The organism is Micromonospora sp. NPDC047738 (genome assembly GCF_040642675.1).
Lineage (GTDB): Bacteria > Actinomycetota > Actinomycetes > Mycobacteriales > Micromonosporaceae > Micromonospora.
This window is the reverse complement of sequence record NZ_JBEYSO010000003.1, coordinates 164,415-179,706: the sequence shown is the minus strand read 5'-3', so window position 1 is coordinate 179,706 and position 15,292 is coordinate 164,415. Positions and strand designations below refer to the sequence as shown.

Sequence of the window (15,292 nt, the reverse complement as noted above, 5' to 3'; positions counted from 1 at the left end):
TGACCTCCACAGTAGACGTGCTCCGGCCGCCGCGGGACCAAACGGGCGAAGTCGCACACGATTCCACTCCCGCTCAGCCAGGATTCGGTCACGCTCGTGGTCCGCCAGGCGCAGGGAGCGACCTGGCCGGGTCCGCTCAGGCGGGCGAAGACACCGGCGCCGGCACGGCCACCGGGTCGGCCGGCCGGGCCGCGCCGATGACGTACGCCAGCGCGTACGGGGTGCAGGCCAGGTAGAGGAAGGGTTGCAGCTCGACCAGGTCACCGATCAGGAAGATCTCCCACTGCGTCGGGCGGGGCAGCCCGAATGACCAGTCGGTCCAGCAGGTGAAGAGCCACAGCGGCGCGGAGACCCGGTTGACGCTGTCGTACTGCGCCACCCCGTCGACGACCGTCCCCGGACCGCCGGGGATGTGGTTGACCACGGTGAGCACCACCGCCGCGTCGGCGACGGCCAGCGCGGCCAGCACCCCCAACCACCAGGCGGCCCGGACCCGTCCCCGCCTGGCGAGCGTCCCGGCGGCCCAGAGCACCAGCGCCAGGCCGGCCAGCCACACCACCAGACCGGGTGCGGTACGGATCAGGTCGTCGGTGGTGGTGTTCAGCGCGTACTCGACGGCGACGACGGTGAGGCCCAGGGGCAGCATCACGCCGAGCGCCCGACGCAGCGGTCCACGCAGGGCGGTACGCGCGGCGCCCCGGCCGACCCGACGGGCCAGCAGCACCGCGAGCCCGGCGGTGAGGGCGCTCAGCACGGGCACCTGCGACAGGTTCGCGTCCACCACCCCGAAGAGCGAGCCGACCAGCGCCCCGGACCCGACCACCGCGATCATCAGGATCGCCAGGCAGGCCGGCGGGGCCAGCAGCAGGGTGGCGGCCGTCCGGCGGGCCTGGGAGTCGAACCGGGTCCGGTCGACCACCGGCGTGCCGGCCCGGCTGGCGGCCAGGCTGGCGGCGAAGCGCAGCATCCGCCACCGCTGGCCGCGCTCGGCCAGCACGTGCAGCTCGGCCTGCCATTCCCGGGACAGTTCGTCGTGGAGTTCCGCCGGCCAGCGGCGCACCGCCGACCGCAGCAGGAACTCGGCCAGCCGCCGGCTCACCACGCCGGGGCTCCCGTCGGCTCGGCGCCACCCCACGCCCGGCCGTCCGGGGCGAGGGCCCGCAGCTCGGCGAGCGCCTGCCGGGCGGCGCGTACGCCCTCGGGGGTGAGCAGGTAGTAGCGGCGCGCGGGCCGACCGGCCGCGACCGGATCGACCTCCTCCCAGTCGGCGGCGAGCCAGCCGGCCGCCTGGAGCCGGTGCAGGACGGGATAGAGGGTGCCGCTGGGCAGGCCGGTGAGCTTCATCAGGTCGAGGCCGTAGCGGGGGGCCTCCGGGTCGGCGAGGAGTGCGGCGAGCACCTTCGCCACCGGAATCGTCATCCGCATGGTCGGCACTGTATCGGATTTCTACATAGGGTGCGAGGGCAGCACGGACGCCAAAGTGGATGGACGGCGGCCCGGCCGGGCGTGGGCCCGGCCCGCACCGGATCCGCGACCTCGCCGAGCGGTCCACCAACCCGGCACGGCCGCCCTCCCCATCGCGCGGCGGCCGCCCCTAGGGCAGGCGGCGGATGGCCAGCAGGGCGATGTCGTCAACCGGGTGCTCGGTGTCGAGCATCGCCATGACGGTGGCGCAGACCGTCTCGACGGGCGCCAGCGGCACGGCGGCCAGCAGCCGGGCGATGCCGACGTCGAGCAGTTCGCCGCGGCGTTCGACGAGGCCGTCGGTGTAGGAGACCAGGACCGCGCCGGGCGGAAAGTCGACCGCGGTGGTGTGCCGCTCGGGCGGCCGGCGGCCGGTGCCGAGCGGTGGGTCGACGCGGGCGGGGAGCACGTCGTTCGGTTGGCCGGGGACGGCCAGCACCGGGCGGGGGTGCCCGGCTAGGGCGACGCGCACGGTGGTGCCGTCCGGGGAGATCATCGCGTACAGCGCGGTGGTCAGGCTGCCGGCCTCGAAGTGGACCACCTTCCGGTCGAGCAGCGTCAGCGCCTCGGCCGGATCGTCGCAGACCAGCGCGTACGCGCGCAGGGCACTGCGGACCCGGCCCATCACCACGGCCGACTGCAGCCCGTGACCCGACACGTCGCCGACCACCACACCCGTCCAGCCGGACGGGAGGGTGAAGACGTCGTACCAGTCGCCGCCGACGCCGGAGGCGTGTCCCGGCACGTACCGGGCGGCCATCTCGATACCGGGCACCTCGGGCAGTTCGGTGGGGATCAGGCTGCGCTGCAGCGCCAGCGCGGCGGCCTGGTCCAGGGTGTTCGCGCGGGCCCGGCTGGCCAGGCTGAGCCGGTCGGCCACGAGTTCCAGCAGGCGGACGTCGTCGGGGGTGAACCGCCGCGGCGTGAGGGTGCCGACGTGCAGGACGCCGACGAGGTCACCCCGCGCGATGATCGGTACGCCCAGCAGGGACCGGACACCGGTGTCCAGCAAGATCGGGTTGACCACCTTGTCCGGGGTGACCTGCTCGATGATCACCGGCTGCCGGGTGTAGGCGATCCGGCCGGCGAAGCCACGCCCGATCGAGACCCGGAACCTTTGTCGTACCTCCTCCTCCAGCCCCTTGGCCGCGGTGGCGACCAACTGCTGGGCGCGTACGTCGAGCAGGAGGATGGCCGCCGTGTCGACCTGCAGCAGATCGCGGACCCGGTCGAGCAGTTCGTCGAAGAGGTCGGCGACGTCGAGACGAGAGAGCGTGGCATCGGTCACCGCCTCGATGCGGTGCAACCGCTGCTCGTCCCTCAGGTGCTCGGCGCGAACCACCTCAGGATCGTAGTTGCATTCCGGCAACTTCCGCCCGTCCGCGCCCGCCCCGACGTCGGCATACTCAGGGGCGCGAGCTGCCCAGACAGGGCCGGGCACGGCGATCGGGGCAGCTACCGGGCACTCATCGGGAGGGCGCACGCCGGCGGTGCGACAGTGCGGTGTGATGGTGCCCCCCGGGATGACTGTCCGGGTCGGTATGGACGGTGGCGGTGGCCAGCCGGGGCACGGCGTGGGTGAGCTGGTGTTCGGCGTCGGCCGCGATCTCGTGCGCGGCGAGGAGGCTGAGCTTCGCGTCGACCACCAGCTCCGCCTCGGCGTGCAGCCGGTGGCCGATCCAGCGCAGTCGCACGGCGGCCACGTCCTGCACGCCGTCGACCGCCCGGAGCGCGGACTCGGCCTGGTCGACGAGGTCGGGATCGACGGCGTCCATCAGGCGCCGGTAGACCTCGCGGGCGGCGTCCCTGAGGACGAAGGTGATGGCGACGGCGATGACCACGCCGACGACGGGATCGGCCCAGCGCCAGCCGAGGGCGGCACCGCCGGCCGCAGCGAGCACTGCCAGCGAGGTGTACCCGTCGGTGCGGGCGTGCAGCCCGTCGGCGACGAGGGCAGCGGAGCCGATGCGCCGGCCGACCCGGATGCGGTACTGGGCGACCAGCTCGTTGCCGAGGAAGCCGACGAGACCGGCGGCGGCGACCCAGGGCAGGTGGGTCACCTCGGCGGGGTGCAGCAGCCGGACGACGGCGGTCCCGGCCGCGGCGACGGCGGAGGCGGCGATGACCGCGACGATGATGATGCCGGCGAGGTCCTCGGCCCGGCCGTACCCGTAGGTGTAGGCGCGGGTGGCGGCACGCCGGCCCACGAGGAAGGCGATCCCCAGCGGCACGGCGGTCAGGGCGTCGGCGACGTTGTGCAGGGTGTCGCCGAGCAGCGCCACCGAGCCGGACAGCACCACGATGACCGCCTGGGCGAGCGCCGTGATCCCGAGTCCGACCAGCGAGAGCCACAGGGCGCGTAGGCCCTGCCGGGAGGACTCCAGGGCGGGGTCGACCTTCGCCCGGGAGTCGTGGGAGTGGGGGACGGCGGCGTGGGTCAGCCGGTGCCACCAGGCGCTGCGCCCGTCGTGGTGGTGATCATGGTCGCGCTCGTGCCGGCCGTGGTCGCGTGAGTGGTCATGGCCGTGGTCGTGGTCCGTCACCACTCCCCCAGTTCGCCCGGTCGCACGGACGGTCCGTACCCCTGACGCCAGCGATAATATGTGCTCATGTACGCACGCGACAATGTTGCAGCTGCCAGTGATCTGCAACAGCGCCTACCTGGCGGGCCGGACGTGGCGGCGGCGACGGAGATGCTGCGGATGCTGGCCGACGGCACCAGGCTGCGGCTGATGCACCTGCTCAGCGAGGGCGAGCACGACGTGACCGCGCTGGTGGCGGCGGTGGGGCTGGCCCGGCCGGCGGTGTCGCAGCACCTCGGAAAGCTCCGGTTGGCGGGGCTGGTCAGCGTGCGGCGGGAGGGCCGCCGGGCGCTCTACCGGGCCCGGGGCGGCCATGTGCGCCGACTGGTGGCGGAGGTGCTGCACGCCGCGGCGCACCGGGTCAGCGGCCTCCCGGAGCATGATTGAGCAGCCCCAGGGCCGCGCCGGCCAGCTGGTGGGCGACGGACGAGTCGACCTGTACGCCGGATTCTGTGACCGACGCGGCCCGAAGGCGCGTCGGCGGCGGCCATCCATCTCGGCCTACCGTCGCCGGCAGGCTCCAGCGGCCTACCCGCAGACATCGGACGGGCAGCCCTCAAGCGTCTGCGCGGACCATCGCCTCGCGGCGAGGATCCTTTCTTGGCCTTGCTCCGGGTGGGGTTTACCGAGCCATCCCGGTCACCCGGGATGCTGGTGGGCTCTTACCCCACCGTTTCACCCTTACCGTCCCGTTTCGGGGCCGGCGGTCTGTTTTCTGTGGCACTGTCCCGCGGGTCACCCCGGGTTGCCGTTAGCAACCACCCTGCCCTGTGGAGTCCGGACGTTCCTCGGCGACGGGCCGCAAAGCCCGTCGACGCGACCGCCCGGTCGACTCGTCCGTCGCGTCCATCATCCTAACGACGCCCGCGCCGCCGCCATTTCCCGGCCGTGCGGTCACCCCACGTCGATCGTCAGAACACCCAACCCGGCGTACGCCTTGGGCGTCTCCGTCAGCACGGGGCGGCCCTGGGGCCACTCCGGGTCGGGTCGCCCCAGCACCACCGCGTGCGCCAGTTCCCAGTCCACGCCCTGCTTCACCAGCCGACCCACGGCGAGAGCCCCGGAGTAGCGCAGCTCCACGACGTCCAGCACCGGTAGGGCTCCGACGTGCTCGCCAAGGGCCGGCCGCTGGGCGGCGGCGCCAGCCAGGCAGAGCGCCGGTACGAACAGTTGCCTTCCGTGCTCCCGGTGCGCCTGGACAACGAGACCGGAGAGCAAATGGTGTCCCGCGCCGAAGGCGAGCAGCGCGGTGTGGTCGAAAACCACTCCGTTCATGGTCACGCGGCTCGTGGTCGAGGCTCGGCCAGGCTCTCGGGAGCCTCGCCGGCTTCGATCGCCGACCACACACTCTCGCCTCGGGCAAGATCCTCATCGCTCAGGTCGGGCGCGATTCGCGCCCGGATGTACGCCTCGGCTCTGGTCGCCCGTTCACGCAGTTCCTCGCGGGTCGGCGTCGTCCGGGCGAACTCGGCCAACAGGTCGCGCATGCTGACGCCCCGCTCCTGGGCCAGGACGGCCAACCGGTCCCGTACCTCAGCAGCCACCTTGATGGTCGTGTCCACCGGCGAAGTATACGAGCGGTATACCACTCCGGCTGGGAGCGACGCGGCAGGGCAGCGGAAAGTTGAGATCCGTCCCGGCCGTACTAGCCTCCGGTAACCATGGACCTCTCCGACGCCGCGCTCCTGCTCGCCGCCGGTCTCGCCGCGGGCACGGTGAACGCGGCGGCCGGGGGCGGCTCGCTGATCACCTTCCCGGCCCTGATCGCGACCGGCCTGCCGCCGGTGCCGGCGAACGTCACCAACTCGGTGTCGGTCTTCCCCGGGTACGTGGCCAGCGTCGCCGGCAGCCGGATGGACCTGCCGCGCGGGCCGCAGCTGTGGCGCCTGCTGCCCACCACCGTGCTCGGCACGGGCGTCGGCTGCCTGCTCCTGCTGGCCACCCCGGCGCGGGCGTTCGAGCTGGTGGTGCCGTTCCTGGTGCTGGGCGCGACCGCCGTCCTGGCCTTCCAGGACCCGCTGCGCCGGCTGGTCGGCCATCCGGCCGACCTCAGCCCGCGCCGCCGTACCGTCACCGTGCAGGCCATGGTCGCGCTCGGCTCGGTGTACGGCGGCTACTTCGGCGCGGCGCTCGGGGTGATGCTGGTGGCCGGCCTGGCCCTGGTGCTGGACGCCACCCTGGCCCGGGTCACCGCCGTCAAGAACCTGCTCTCGGCCGTGGTGGGGCTGACCACGCTGGTGGTGTTCGCGCTCTTCGGCCCGGTCAACTGGGCGGCGGTCGCGGTGGTCGCGCCGGCCACCGTGGTCGGCGGGTACGTGGGCGCCCGGTTGGTCCGCCGGCTCCCGCCGGTGGTGCTGAAGACCGTCATCGTGGTGTTCGGCACGGTGATCGGCCTCGACCTGCTCTGGCGCGCGCTGCGCTGACCCCCTGGACACCGAACCGCCCCGGCGTGAGGCTGCGCCGGGGCGGTTCGACCAGGAGGGGCAGTGGCTCAGTACGCCTCGCCGACCGGCTCCTCCGGCGCGTGCTCGGCGCCGCGGGCGGCCCGGTTCCACCGGGACCAGAGCACGCGCTCGCCGTAGCCGGCGGCCATCACGTGCGCGAAGGCGAGGTAGACCAGCACGCCGACGGCGAGCACCCCGAAGCCGACCCAGAACGGCAGGGCCAGCCCGTGCTCGGCGAGCTTGCCGGAGATGATCGGGGCCGGCGCGGCGGCGCCCCAGCGGACCAGGTTGAACGCGCCGGTCGCGACCCGCCGGTCGGCGGAGCCGAGGCCGAGCGCCAGGTCGGTGAGGTTGGCGTTGGCCAGGCCCATGAACAGGCCGGACAGCACCAGCACGACCAGCGACTCGGTGGTGCCGGACGAGGTGGCGAAGAGGACCATGCAGACCAGCAGGCCGGCGATGGCCACGCCGACGGTCTGCACCGCGCCGATCCGGTGCGCCAGCCGGTGGCCGATCAGCAGGATGCCGGCGGCCAGGCCGAGGCCCCAGCCGGTGAAGGCCAGCCCCAGCGGGATGACGTCGAGGTGCAGGAAGAGCGGCGTGTAGCCGAGCACCACGAAGAAGACGAAGTTGTACGCGGCGGTGACCACGCAGAGGGTGATGAACGCCGGCTTGCGGTACGTCGAGAAGATCTGGCCGAGGCGTACCGGGGCCTGCCGGCGGGCCGGCTCGCGGAGCTTGCGCGCCGCCACGCCCAGCGCGAGCACCATGAACACGCCGCAGACGAAGAACGGCAGCCGCCAGCTCACCTCGCCGAGCAAGCCGCCGATCAGCGGGCCGACGGCGAAGCCGAGGCCGAGCGCGGTCTCGAAGAGGCCGACCACCCATTCCCGGTCGTTGGCGAGGTTGACCAGCACCACCATCGCGGTGGCGAAGAACATGGCGTTGCCCAGGCCCCACACGCCGCGCAGCGCGGAGAGCTGCACGATGTCGTTGCTGAACGACGCGAGGATCGCGGCCAGGCCGACCACCGAGACACCGGTGATGAGCACCGGTTTGAAACCGAACTTCCCGCTGGCCAGGGTCGCCGGGATCATGCCGACGGCCATCACCGCGATGTACGCGGTGAACAGCAGTTCGACCTGCCAGGCGGTGACCCCGATCGCCTCGCCGATGGCCGGCAGGATCGGGTCCACCACGGCGATGCCGGCGATGGCGAGGAAGGCCACCAGCGTGGTGGCGTAGATGGCACTGCGGTTGGGCTCGGATCGCCGATCCACTCCGCCTCCCAGATAGCTGTATCGTACAGGTAATTCGGTTGTATCATACAGCTATGAGGGACGACCACACGACCGGACCGGCTCAGGACGAGGCCACCCTCGGCCGAATCGAGACCGAGATCGCGCTGCTGATGCGGCTGGGCGAGGCGACCCGCCGGGCCACCGGCACGGCCGAGCACCGGGTGCTGGACCGGGCGGCGTACGTGATCCTGCGGCACCTGGACAGCGCCGGCCCGCAGAACGTCTCGGCGCTGGCCGCGCGGCTGAACCTGGACGGCTCCACGGTCACCCGGCAGGTTTCCGCCATGCAGCGGGACGGCCTGATCGTCCGTACGCCGGACCCGGCCGACGGGCGGGGCACGGTGATCTCCCCCACCCAGGCCGGGCTGCAGCGGATGGCCGCCGTCCAGACGGCCCGCACCCGGCTCTACGGCGACATCCTCGCCGGCTGGACCGCCGGCGACCGGGACACCCTCGCGGAGCTGCTGCACCGCCTCAACGAGGCGTTGGAGTCGCGCAATCGACGCCGCTGACGGCACGGCGAGGCCCCCGGCCGCCTGCGGGGGCGACCGGGGGCGTCGGGGACCTCAGGCGACCGGCTCCGGGGCGGAGTCGGCGTCGCGGGTGGCGCCGGGGGTGACCCGGGCGTCGCCCTCGTCGGCGAAGTAGTCGTCCGGGGTGGTGCCGTCCGCCCCGTCGGCCACCTTGCCGGCCCGCAGCACCAGCGTGAGCAGCGCGGCGACGACCAGGTTGACCAGCACCGCGACGATCCCCACGTAGATCGTCTTCTTGGTGTCGAAGCCGAACTCGGAGAGCGGGAAGGCCGAACCGGCGAAGTGCTTCTTCCCGGTCGCCGGGTTCGCGATCTGGTAGAGCATCCACATGCCGAGCGCCATGCCGGCCGCCCAGCCGGCGATCAGCGCCCCTCGGTGGAACCAGCGGGTGTAGAGGCCCAGCGCCACCGCCGGCAGCGTCTGGAGGATGATCACGCCGCCGATGAGCTGCAGGTCGATGGAGAACTGCGGGTCGAGGAAGACGATGCAGGCGACCGCGCCGACCTTCACCACCAGCGAGGTGATCTTCGAGACGTTCGCCTCCTGCGCCGGGGTCGCGTCCCGCTTGAAGTACTCCTTGTAGATGTTGCGGGTGAACAGGTTCGCCGCCGCGATCGACATGATCGCCGCCGGCACCAGCGCGCCGATGCCGATGGCCGCGTACGCGATCCCGGCGAACCAGTCCGGGAACTGCGCGTCGAAGAGCCGCGGCACGATGGTGTTGGTGTCGAAGCTGCCCTCCTTGGTCCCCGCCAGCGGCGTCACCTTCGCCGCGATGGCCATGTAGCCGAGCAGCGCGATCAGCCCGAGCAGCAGGCTGTACGCCGGCAGCGCGGACATGTTCCGCTTGATCACGTCCCGGTTCCGGCTGGCCAGCACGCCGGTGATGCTGTGTGGATAGAGGAAGAGCGCCAGCGCCGAGCCGAACGCCAGAGTGACGTACTGGAGCTGGTTGTTGGCGTTGAGCAGGATGCCGTCACCCGGTGCCGGGGAGGCCTGGAACTTCGCGTCCGCCGCGTCGAAGATGCTGCCCCAGCCGCCGAGCTTGTACGGCAGGTAGAGGACCGCCACCAGGATCACGATGTAGATCAGCGAGTCCTTGACGAAGGCGATCAGCGCCGGCGCGCGCAGCCCCGACTGGTAGGTGTAGGCCGCCAGGATGGCGAACGCGATGATGATCGGCAGGTGCCGGGCCAGTGCGCTCTCCCCCGTGACCCCCATCGTCTTCAGCACCGCCTCGATGCCGACCAACTGCAGCGCGATGTACGGCATGGTCGCCACGATGCCGGTGATCGCGACCAGCAGCGCCAGGACCGGCGAGTCGAACCGGCTGCGCACGAAGTCGGCCGGGGTGACGAAGCCGTGCCGGTGCGACACCGACCAGAGCCGGCAGAGCACCAGGAACACCATCGGGTAGATGACGATCGTGTACGGCACCGCGAAGAACCCGGCCGCGCCGGCCCCGAAGATCAGCGCCGGCACCGCCACGAAGGTGTACGCGGTGTAGAGGTCACCGCCGACCAGGAACCAGGTGATCCAGCCGCCGAAGCTGCGCCCGCCCAGTCCCCACTCGTCCAGGTGCGCCATGTCGCGCGGCGCCCGCCACCGGGCCGCCACGAAGCCCATCGCGCTGACCAGCAGGAAGAGGACGGTGAAGACGATGATCTCGGTCAGGTGGTCCCGCCACATCACCGTTCACCTCCCCGCTTCTTCGTCATCTGGTAGACGAGCGTGGTGGTGCCGACGCCGAGCAGGATCCAGGCCAGCTGCAGCCAGTAGAAGCGCGGGAACCCGAAGATCCGGGGTGAGTCGGCGTTGAAGAAGGCCGGGATGAGCGGCACCACGATCGGTATGAACAGCAACCAGTTCCAGGGACTGTGGTCCTTCGCCCTGGATCGCGCCGTCGTCGGCGCCGCCGGCTCGGGTGCAGCCATGTGACACACCTCCGGGAAGTCGTAACTCGCCATGTGACGGCCGGAGGCTACGACCATGTGAGCCCGGTCACGTTCAGCCGGACACGGGCGATGCGCCGAGCGGACACCCGGATGCGCCGAACGGCGGAGCCGATCGGACGGACGGCCGGCGGCGGCTCCAGCCACCGCGCCCGACGCGCCGAACCGGAGCCGCCGTGGTCAGTGGGCGGTCAGGTGGGCGGTGTCGTTGACCGACCGGACCGCGACGCCGCCGTCCGGGTACAGGTCGAGCACCGAGACGCCCGCGGTGTCCAGGTAGAGCCGGTGCAGGAAGGCGTCGCCGGCCGCGAGGGCGTCGCGCAGCACCAGCTTGATCGGCGAGACGTGGGAGACCACCACGACGGTCTCCCCGGGGTACGCCGTACGCAGCCGCTCGACCGCCCGGCCGGTCCGCTCGGCGACCGCGGCGAACGACTCGCCCTCGGGCGGGGCGACCCGGGTGGAGGCGAGCCAGGCGTCCAGCTCCCCCGACCAGTCAGCGCGCACCTCGGCGAAGGTCCGCCCCTCCCAGACCCCGAAGTCGCACTCGACGAGGTCGTCGTCGGTACGTACCGGTGGGTTCCCGGCCACGGCGGCGATCGCCTCGGCGGTGGCCGTACAGCGGGACAGGGGCGAGCTGACCACGGCCGCGACGGACGGCGCGAGGGCGGCCACCCGGGCGGCGGTGGCCCGGGCCTGGGCCCGGCCCCGATCGGTCAGCGGGACGTCACCGCGACCGGAGTACTGCTTCTGCACGGTGCGCTCGGTCTCGCCGTGCCTGACCAGGATCAGTCGGGTGGCGCTCTCGGTCGGGCGCGGTTCCCAGGAGGCCGGCGTGGTGGCCGGGTCGGTGCCGGTGGCCCGGTTGGTGGCGGCGCGGGCGGCGACCTCGCGGGCTGCGGCCCGGGCGGCCGCGCCGGGGCCGGCGACCTCGCGCGGCGGCTCCACGATGCGGGGCGTGGCGACGACCGGCCGGGCCGGCGCCATCCCGGCGGCGGCGTCCATCGCCGCGTTGGCCAGCGCGTCCGCGTGCTGGTTACGCTCCCGGGGCACCCAGGTGAACCGGACGGCGGCGAACCGGGCGACCAAGCCGGCGGCCTGCGCGGCGAGCGGCCGCAACCCCGGGTTCTTGATCTGCCAGCGGCCGCACATCTGCTCGACCACGAGCTTCGAGTCCATCCGGGCCTCGACCTCGGCCGCGCCCAGTTCGGCGGCGGCCTCCAGCCCGGCGATCAGGCCCCGGTACTCGGCGACGTTGTTGGTGGCGGTGCCGATCGCCTCGGACCGCTCGGCCAGCACCTCGCCGGTCGCCGGGTCCCGGACCACCGCGCCGTAGCCGGCCGGTCCCGGGTTGCCCCGGGACCCGCCGTCGGCCTCGACGACGACCGCACGCACCGCCACGGCGGTCAGAGACCCGACTCGGCGGTCCGGACCATGATCCGCCGGCACTCCTCGCAGCGCACCACCTCGTCCGGGTCGGCCTTGCGGATCCGGGCCAGGTCGGCGCCGGAGAGCTCCAGCCGGCAGCCGCCGCAGCGGCCGGCGGTGAGCAACGCGGCTCCGAGCCCGGTGTCCTCGCGGATCCGGTCGTAGAGGGTGACCAGGTCGGCCGGGAGGTCGCCGGCGAGCGGCTGGCGGGCGCCGCGCTTGAACTCCTCCTCCTTGGCGATCTCGGCCAGGCTCTCGTCGCGCCGCTGCTCGGCGGCGGCCCGCCGGTCCCGGGCCTCGGCGATCCGCCGCTCGACGCCGTCGAGCACCCCCTGCGCGGTCTCCCGCTGCTCCATCAGCTCCAGCTCGGCGTCCTCCAGGTCGCTCTGCCGGCGGTTCAGCGAGGCCAGTTCGTGCTGGATCGCCTCCAACTCTCGGGCCGGCCCGCTGCCGGACGCGAGCCGCGCCTCGTCCTTGCTCTTGCGGGCGCGTACCTGGTCGACGTCCTTCTCCAGCCGGGCGATGTCCCGGTCCAGGTCGTCGACGGCCACCTGCGCCCGGACCCGCTCGTCCTCCAGCGCGGAGAGCTCCCGGGCGAGGGCCTCCAGCTCGGCCCGCTCGGGCAGCGACCGGCGGCGGTGGGCGAGCTGGGCGAGGGCGGTGTCGATCGCCTGCAGGTCGAGCAGCCGGCGCTGCACCTTCGGATCAGCCTTCACGGTCGGGACTCCTTGTCGTCCGGTCGGGTGCGGCGGCGTGCACGGTCCACGGGTCGGTGTCCAGGTCGGACACCACGGTCTCGACGCCCAGCTCGTCCCGCAGGTGGGCGGCCAGGTCGTCCAGCCAGGGTCGTTCGGTCGCCCAGTGGGCGGCGTCCAGCAGGGCCGGGCCGCCGGCGGCGAGGTGCTCACCGGCGGGGTGGTGGCGCAGGTCCGCGGTGAGGAACGCGTCCACCCCGGCGACGGTCGCCTCGGCGAGGAAGCTGTCCCCCGAGCCTCCGCTGACGGCAAGGGTACGAACCATACGCCCGGGATCCCCGGCGGCGCGAACTCCCCAGGCGGTGGCCGGGAGCACGGCCGCCGCGTGCCGGGTCAGCTCGGCCAGGGTCATCGGGGCGGGCAGCTCGCCGATCCGGCCGATGCCCCGCCCCGGGCCGTCGGCGGGTGACCCCGGCCGGGGCCGGTGCAGCGGGCGCAGCCCGGTCAGCCCGAACCGGGCGGCGAGCGCGTCGGAGACGCCCGGGTCGGCCACGTCGGCGTTGGTGTGCGCCACGTACAGCGCCACGTCCGCCTTGATCATCCGGTGGACGATGCGCCCCTTGTACGTGGTGGCGGCGACCGAGGAGACCCCGCGCAGTAGCAGCGGGTGGTGCGCGACGATCAGGTCGGCCCCGGCGGCGAGCGCCTCGTCCACCGTCTCCGGGACCACGTCGACCACGCAGGCGATCCGGCGTACCGGCGTGCTGGGCTCGCCGAGCACCAGGCCGACCCGGTCCCACTCCTCGGCCCACCCGGGCGGGTAGCGGCGGTCCAGCACGGCCACCACGTCGGCGACGGTGGGCGGGGATCCGGTTGTGCTCACGGCCGGCCAGCTTACCGGCGTCCGGGCCCGGTCCGGCGGCAGACGGAACCTGCGGCCCACGGGTCGCCCATCATCCGCTCGCCGGTGGCCGGGCGCGACCCGGTGTCGGTGCGGCCGGACGGGCCGGCGCGAGCTGACCCCTCGGCACGTCGGGGGCCGGCTCAGCCGACCGGGGCGGCCGGACGTGGCGTGCCGCGCAGCGCCGCGAGGCCGACCTCCCAGGGGAACACGTCCGCGTGCCGCTCACCGGTACCCGGCGGGTGCAGCGGTACGACATGCTCGCCGAAGACCACCCGCACCCCCCACTCACGCAGCCGGTCCAGGCTGGCCCGGAACGCCGGGTGCGCGGCCATCGCCGAGTTGGTGTACGGGACGGCCGCGATCGGCACCCCGAGCCCCTGCGCCTCGATCAGCAGCCCCAGGGCGAGCGTGTCGGCGATGCCGGCCGCCCACTTGTTGACGGTGTTGACCGTCGCCGGGCAGACCAGCATCGCGTCCGCCGGGGGGAGCACGTCCGGGTCGCCCGGGTTCTTGTAGTGGGTGCGTACCGGATGCCCGGTCTGCCGGGCGAGCGACGCGCGGTCGACGAACTTGGCACCGTCCGGGGTGGTGACCACGCAGACGTCCCAGCCGTCCTGCTGGGCGAGGTCGACCAACCGGCCGACGTTGCGGGCCAGCGGCGAGCCGCAGGCGATCACGTAGAGCACCCGACGGCGCCGGTGGCTGAGATGCGGACTGTTCATCCGCTCATACTCCGACTCCCATGTGCTCAGCCAACTCCCCGATCGGCGGAGGCGGCGTACCCCGTGTGCGACGGAGCACGTCGGACATCACCTCGTGGGCGATCGGCCGGCAGCGGATCTCGGACGGGGCGAGCCGGTCACCGAGCAGCAGCATCTCACCCGCGTTGGCGACGTCGCCGATCTGGGCGTAGCCGCGGGCGATGTCGAGCAGGTGGTGCGCGCGCCGCTCGGGCAGCAGCGCGTTGAACGCCGGCTCGGGGATCCGCTGGTGGATCTCCACCGCCCGGCCCCCGTCGCCGAGTTCGACGGCGGCGGCGGCCCGGTGCAGCTCGAGGTTGGTCGGGCCGAACGAGGTCCAGTAGTGGTTCTGGTCGCTGCCCAGCAGGGTGGCCGCCTCCTGGGCCCCGTTGAGCAGATCGTCCACCGTCGCGGAGTCGCCGATGCGGGCGGCGGCCATCGCGCCCTGGAGCAGCAGCATGCCGTAGACGGAGAGCTGCTCCGGGCTGGCGTCGCCGTTGCCGGGGGCCAGCCGGTTGGCGATGTTGACGTTGAGTTCCAGCGCCGGCCGGGACCGGCCCATGGCCGCCAGCGCGTTGCAGACCCGGGTGGTGGCGACACCGGCCAGCAACTGGTCGTCGGCCCGCTGGGCGACCGCCATCGAGCGGTCGGCGGCCAGCCAGGCCAGGTCGCACTCGCCGAGCTTGCGGAGCACCGAGGAGGCGATCTGGTAGACCTGCCCGAGCAGGTGGGCGGCGTCCCGGGCCTGCTCGTCGGCGTAGCCGGCGTCGGCGGCCTGGGCGTCGCGCAGCAGCTTCGGCAGGGCGCGGGTGAGCATCCCGTAGCGGCCGTACTGGTAGGTGAGCCAGGCGTGGTTGACCGCCTTGCGCATGTCCGCCAGCGGGGGCGGGTACGGCGCCGCGTCGAAGTAGGCGGTCATCGAGTCGTACCGCTCCAGCGCGGCCCGGATCTCCTCGACCTCGACCTGGTCGATGCAGTTGAGGGTGTCCGTGCGCCGCTCCGGGTCCTTGCCGAGGAGCAGTTGGACGTCGACCTGGAGAATGTCGGCGATCTCGTAGAGGACGGAGAACTTGTCCAGCCGCCGGACTCCGCGCTCCACCTTGTCCACCCAGCTCTTGGACTTGCCGAGCCGGTCGGCGAAGACCTGTTGGGACATCTTGCGCCGCCCCCGCCAGTACGCCACCCGGCGGCCTATGGGTAGTTCGTCCATCTCGCCATCCCTCCCCCTGCGCACGTCCGGCTGAGCCAA

17 protein-coding genes and 1 other RNA gene are annotated in these 15,292 nt (G+C 73.1%); 3 read left to right on the top strand and 15 right to left on the bottom strand.

Annotation, left to right across the window (positions count from 1 at the left end; all coding sequences use genetic code 11):
* Positions 1 to 136 precede the first annotated feature (136 nt).
* From ABZ783_RS06935 to ABZ783_RS06920, 4 genes are all read right to left on the bottom strand, one after another.
* On the bottom strand, positions 137 to 1,102 hold the full coding sequence (locus tag ABZ783_RS06935; RefSeq protein ID WP_357434932.1) for a hypothetical protein: 966 nt from the start codon (positions 1,100 to 1,102) through the stop codon (positions 137 to 139).
* Complete coding sequence (locus ABZ783_RS06930) at positions 1,096 to 1,425, bottom strand: PadR family transcriptional regulator (RefSeq protein ID WP_073833702.1); 330 nt, start codon at positions 1,423 to 1,425, stop codon at positions 1,096 to 1,098. The genes ABZ783_RS06935 and ABZ783_RS06930 overlap by 7 nt, the downstream gene beginning before the upstream one ends.
* Positions 1,426 to 1,594: 169 nt before the next feature.
* Positions 1,595 to 2,806 carry a GAF domain-containing SpoIIE family protein phosphatase gene (locus ABZ783_RS06925; RefSeq protein WP_357434931.1) on the bottom strand — a complete coding sequence of 404 codons (1,212 nt, stop codon included), beginning with the start codon at positions 2,804 to 2,806 and terminating at the stop codon, positions 1,595 to 1,597.
* Between the two features lie 124 nt (positions 2,807 to 2,930).
* On the bottom strand, positions 2,931 to 4,007 hold the full coding sequence (locus ABZ783_RS06920; RefSeq protein ID WP_357434930.1) for a cation diffusion facilitator family transporter: 1,077 nt from the start codon (positions 4,005 to 4,007) through the stop codon (positions 2,931 to 2,933).
* A 66-nt stretch (positions 4,008 to 4,073) separates the two neighbouring features.
* Between ABZ783_RS06920 and ABZ783_RS06915 the strand changes: the two genes are divergently transcribed.
* Positions 4,074 to 4,433, top strand: a complete 360-nt coding sequence (locus ABZ783_RS06915) for a metalloregulator ArsR/SmtB family transcription factor (RefSeq protein WP_357434929.1) — start codon at positions 4,074 to 4,076, stop codon at positions 4,431 to 4,433.
* Positions 4,434 to 4,469: 36 nt separating this feature from the next.
* On the opposite strand, the gene rnpB is transcribed toward ABZ783_RS06915, so the two are convergent.
* The 3 genes from rnpB to ABZ783_RS06900 form a co-directional block, all read right to left on the bottom strand.
* An RNA gene (gene rnpB, locus ABZ783_RS06910) (RNase P RNA component class A) lies at positions 4,470 to 4,882 on the bottom strand.
* Between the two features lie 58 nt (positions 4,883 to 4,940).
* Positions 4,941 to 5,327 (bottom strand): hypothetical protein, encoded by a 387-nt coding sequence (locus ABZ783_RS06905; RefSeq protein WP_357434928.1) that lies wholly within the window; start codon positions 5,325 to 5,327, stop codon positions 4,941 to 4,943.
* Positions 5,324 to 5,608: a hypothetical protein gene (locus ABZ783_RS06900; protein ID WP_357434927.1), complete on the bottom strand. Its 285-nt coding sequence runs from the start codon at positions 5,606 to 5,608 to the stop codon at positions 5,324 to 5,326. Before ABZ783_RS06900 ends, ABZ783_RS06905 begins: the two co-directional genes overlap by 4 nt.
* Before the next feature lie 99 nt (positions 5,609 to 5,707).
* Between ABZ783_RS06900 and ABZ783_RS06895 the strand changes: the two genes are divergently transcribed.
* Positions 5,708 to 6,469 (top strand): sulfite exporter TauE/SafE family protein, encoded by a 762-nt coding sequence (locus ABZ783_RS06895; protein ID WP_357434926.1) that lies wholly within the window; start codon positions 5,708 to 5,710, stop codon positions 6,467 to 6,469.
* A 68-nt stretch (positions 6,470 to 6,537) separates the two neighbouring features.
* Here ABZ783_RS06895 and ABZ783_RS06890 read toward each other — a convergent pair whose 3' ends face one another.
* Positions 6,538 to 7,770, bottom strand: a complete 1,233-nt coding sequence (locus ABZ783_RS06890) for an MFS transporter (protein WP_357434925.1) — start codon at positions 7,768 to 7,770, stop codon at positions 6,538 to 6,540.
* Between the two features lie 53 nt (positions 7,771 to 7,823).
* On the opposite strand from ABZ783_RS06890, the gene ABZ783_RS06885 reads away from it, so the two are divergent.
* A complete protein-coding gene (locus tag ABZ783_RS06885) occupies positions 7,824 to 8,303 on the top strand; it encodes a MarR family transcriptional regulator (RefSeq protein WP_357434924.1) in 480 nt (159 codons plus the stop codon).
* A gap of 54 nt (positions 8,304 to 8,357) precedes the next feature.
* On the opposite strand, the gene mctP is transcribed toward ABZ783_RS06885, so the two are convergent.
* The 7 genes from mctP to ABZ783_RS06850 all read right to left on the bottom strand — a co-directional run bounded on the left by mctP (position 8,358) and on the right by ABZ783_RS06850 (position 15,253).
* Positions 8,358 to 10,013: a monocarboxylate uptake permease MctP gene (gene mctP / locus ABZ783_RS06880; protein ID WP_357434923.1), complete on the bottom strand. Its 1,656-nt coding sequence runs from the start codon at positions 10,011 to 10,013 to the stop codon at positions 8,358 to 8,360.
* The gene (locus tag ABZ783_RS06875; RefSeq protein WP_357434922.1) at positions 10,013 to 10,258 is read right to left on the bottom strand and encodes a DUF3311 domain-containing protein; all 246 of its coding nucleotides are present in this window, start codon (positions 10,256 to 10,258) and stop codon (positions 10,013 to 10,015) included. Before ABZ783_RS06875 ends, mctP begins: the two co-directional genes overlap by 1 nt.
* A gap of 198 nt (positions 10,259 to 10,456) precedes the next feature.
* A complete protein-coding gene (locus ABZ783_RS06870) occupies positions 10,457 to 11,677 on the bottom strand; it encodes a bifunctional RNase H/acid phosphatase (protein ID WP_357434921.1) in 1,221 nt (406 codons plus the stop codon).
* Between the two features lie 5 nt (positions 11,678 to 11,682).
* Positions 11,683 to 12,420 (bottom strand): C4-type zinc ribbon domain-containing protein, encoded by a 738-nt coding sequence (locus tag ABZ783_RS06865; RefSeq protein ID WP_357434920.1) that lies wholly within the window; start codon positions 12,418 to 12,420, stop codon positions 11,683 to 11,685.
* The gene (locus ABZ783_RS06860) at positions 12,410 to 13,282 is read right to left on the bottom strand and encodes a Nif3-like dinuclear metal center hexameric protein (protein ID WP_357434919.1); all 873 of its coding nucleotides are present in this window, start codon (positions 13,280 to 13,282) and stop codon (positions 12,410 to 12,412) included. Before ABZ783_RS06860 ends, ABZ783_RS06865 begins: the two co-directional genes overlap by 11 nt.
* Positions 13,283 to 13,443: 161 nt before the next feature.
* Positions 13,444 to 14,025: a flavoprotein gene (locus tag ABZ783_RS06855; protein WP_357434918.1), complete on the bottom strand. Its 582-nt coding sequence runs from the start codon at positions 14,023 to 14,025 to the stop codon at positions 13,444 to 13,446.
* A gap of 4 nt (positions 14,026 to 14,029) precedes the next feature.
* Positions 14,030 to 15,253 carry a helix-turn-helix domain-containing protein gene (locus ABZ783_RS06850; protein WP_357434917.1) on the bottom strand — a complete coding sequence of 408 codons (1,224 nt, stop codon included), beginning with the start codon at positions 15,251 to 15,253 and terminating at the stop codon, positions 14,030 to 14,032.
* Between the last annotated feature and the right edge of the window lie 39 nt (positions 15,254 to 15,292).